Consider the following 1,307-nt stretch of genomic DNA (forward strand, 5'->3'; position numbering starts at 1 on the left):
GGGGAGGGGGTATCCCCCCCTGCCCCCCTTGCTAAGGGGGGTGACAAGGCGTCTGGCGTTTGGCGTCTTGCGTTTGGCGTACGACGCAGGACGTACGACGTACGACCCGCCCCCGGCGTTTAGCTATCAGCTATCGGCTATCGGCGTTCGGCTACAAGCCATCACCCCATCACGGCGCCCGCACCAGCCACGCCGCGGGGTCGGTGGGAACCCCGTGGACCCGCACCTCGAAGTGCAGGTGGGGGCCGGTGGAGAGCCCCGTGGAGCCCACGTAGCCGATGAGGTCGCCGGCCTTGACCTGCTGGCCGGGCTTGACCGCGATCCTCGAGAGGTGCCAGTAGCCGCTGCACACGCCCAACCCGTGCTGGAGCACGACGGCGTTGCCGCGCACGAACAGGGCTTCGGCCAGGGCCACCACGCCGGGGGCCGGGGCGAAGACCGGGGTGCCGGTGGGGGCGCCGTAGTCGAGCCCCTCGTGGTAGCTGCGGTAGGGGCCGCCGTTGTAGCTGCGGCGGATGCCGAAGATGGTGGTGATGCGGTTGGAATCGACGGGTTTTTTCCAGGTGCTCTGCCAGAGCTGTTCGGCCGGGCCGCTCTTGCACAGGTCGGTCAGGCGGGCGAGCTCGGCGGCGATCTTGTCGGGCTGCAGCAGCGCGGCGGTGTCGGGGGAGAGGGTGAGGGCCTGGCGGCCCTTCTCCACCGCGCGCACCGGCAGCCTCGCCGAGTAGCTCGAGCCCGCCGCGTCGAAGGCGATGGCGTAGGTGCCCTCCGGGTGGAGCCGCGGGACGGCGATCAGCAGGCTCTCGCCCTGCACCGCGTAGCGCTGGTTGAGGAAGCGCACCGTCACCTGCGCGCCGCTGCGCACGCGAAGCCGGAAGGTCTGGCCCTGGCTGACCTCGCGGGGCAGCTCGAGCGCCCCGAAGGGCGCGTTGAGCCGCTGGACCGCGGGGGCCGGGGGCTGCCCCTCGACCTTGAGCACCTGCCCCACCGCGATCTTGGTGGGGTCCTCGAGGCCGTTGAGCACCTGCAAGGCCTCCACGGTGGTCCCGAAGCGCTTGGCGATGGAGTACAGCGTGTCGCCCGGCTGCACGGTATAGGTGCTCTGGGCCAGAACCAGCCCGAGCGCGAGTGTGAGGGCCATCCAGGAGCGCTTCATCGGGTCCATGCTATCGAAATCGCATGCCGGCTACCAGCGGTATAAGCCGTCAGCGAAAGGCTCGTGGCCTGTGGCTCGTGGTGGACCCCACCCCGTCCCTCCCCGCAGGCGGGGAGGGACGGGGTGGGGTTTCCCACGAGCTACAGGCCAC

At 70.5% G+C, this 1,307-nt stretch carries 1 protein-coding gene; it reads right to left on the reverse strand.

The features are described 5' to 3' along the window. Positions 1-169: 169 nt before the first annotated feature. Positions 170-1,156 carry a LysM peptidoglycan-binding domain-containing M23 family metallopeptidase gene (locus Mterra_RS21320; protein WP_119316880.1) on the reverse strand — a complete coding sequence of 329 codons (987 nt, stop codon included), beginning with the start codon at positions 1,154-1,156 and terminating at the stop codon, positions 170-172. Positions 1,157-1,307: the final 151 nt, after the last annotated feature.

Source organism: Calidithermus terrae, assembly GCF_003574345.1.
Lineage (GTDB): Bacteria > Deinococcota > Deinococci > Deinococcales > Thermaceae > Calidithermus > Calidithermus chliarophilus.

Bases quoted from the DNA above. Each gene is read 5' to 3' on its own strand.
- Mterra_RS21320 (WP_119316880.1), bottom strand. From the start codon at position 1,156: ATGAAGCGCTCCTGGATGGCCCTCACACTCGCGCTCGGGCTGGTTCTG.